This window comes from Candidatus Kapaibacterium sp., assembly GCA_025059875.1.
Classification (GTDB): Bacteria; Bacteroidota; Ignavibacteria; order Kapaibacteriales; family HRBIN21; genus HRBIN21.
The window spans coordinates 1-852 of sequence record JANXCT010000018.1 but is presented as its reverse complement, the minus strand read 5'-3'; the positions used below and the strand labels follow the sequence as shown (position 1 = coordinate 852).

Annotated in this window: 3 protein-coding genes and 1 riboswitch; all 3 genes read right to left on the bottom strand. The window is 35.9% G+C overall.

Annotation, left to right across the window (positions count from 1 at the left end; genetic code table 11):
• Window positions 1-141: thiazole synthase (locus tag NZ960_08595; GenBank protein ID MCS7177647.1), on the bottom strand; the 141-nt coding region annotated here is incomplete at its 3' end.
• Window position 142: 1 nt separating this feature from the next.
• On the bottom strand, window positions 143-340 hold the full coding sequence (thiS, locus tag NZ960_08590) for a sulfur carrier protein ThiS (protein ID MCS7177646.1): 198 nt from the start codon (window positions 338-340) through the stop codon (window positions 143-145).
• Between the two features lie 45 nt (window positions 341-385).
• Window positions 386-492: riboswitch (TPP riboswitch) on the bottom strand.
• A gap of 33 nt (window positions 493-525) precedes the next feature.
• Window positions 526-852: hypothetical protein (locus NZ960_08585; protein ID MCS7177645.1), on the bottom strand; the 327-nt coding region annotated here is incomplete at its 5' end.

The following is an 852-nucleotide window of genomic DNA, read 5'->3' as shown; positions in this document are numbered from 1 at the left end:
TCTTCTTACAGCAACAGTTACAACATCTGTTCCCGAGGCTTCTACTGCACGAGCTGTTTCCTCAAAACTACGATATTTTCCTGTTCCAACCCATAGCCTTGATTTAAACTCAATTCCTCTTATAACTAAAGGTTCATACATTTTATCCTCCTCCTACAAAGTTAACTATTTCTATTAAGTCTCCCTCTTTAATCTTGTATTCAGTGAATCTATTCCTCTTTACAATCTCAAGATTTACCTCCACAACAACTCTCTCAGGATTTATCTCAAGCTCCTTAAGTAGCTCCATTACCGTGTTAGATTTAACTTCCATCTCTATTCCATTAACTCTTACTTTCATAAATCCCCCAAATAAAAAACCTCTATCCCTTGGGATAGAGGTTAATTTCTTAGCCTCTCCCTTTCCCTACGCCGGCATTACCCGGATCAGGTTCAAAGGGTCTTCCCTTAACGGGAACTCTCAGGCCTTTACGACCTCCCCCAGGGATTGATTAATTGTATAACTATTTAGAGAATATTGTCAATCTAAAGCCACATAATTTTTTCAAACTCAACAGTTGGAATATGAATCCTTATAAAACCTATTGAAGGAGCACGCTCTATGAGTGTTGAGTCTCTGAGAATCTCAATAAAAAGATTTATATCCTGCTCATGTTTTACACTAATCTTTTCAAAGGGTATCTCAATCTCAAATACATCTTTAAAAGCTAATGTTTCAACCTCATCTTTTCTAAACCATCTATTCTCTTCCTCCTCTAAAATCATTGCCAATGGTTTTTTTAAATCTTCACATACTATTTTCAATCTTTTTGGTTCAAGAATTTGAATCACTACCTTTAACTCTTCAATACC

What these genes read in the sequence shown, in the direction of transcription:
- thiS (MCS7177646.1), bottom strand. Translation starts at nt 340, where the DNA reads ATGAAAGTAAGAGTTAATGGAATAGAGATGGAAGTTAAATCTAACACG.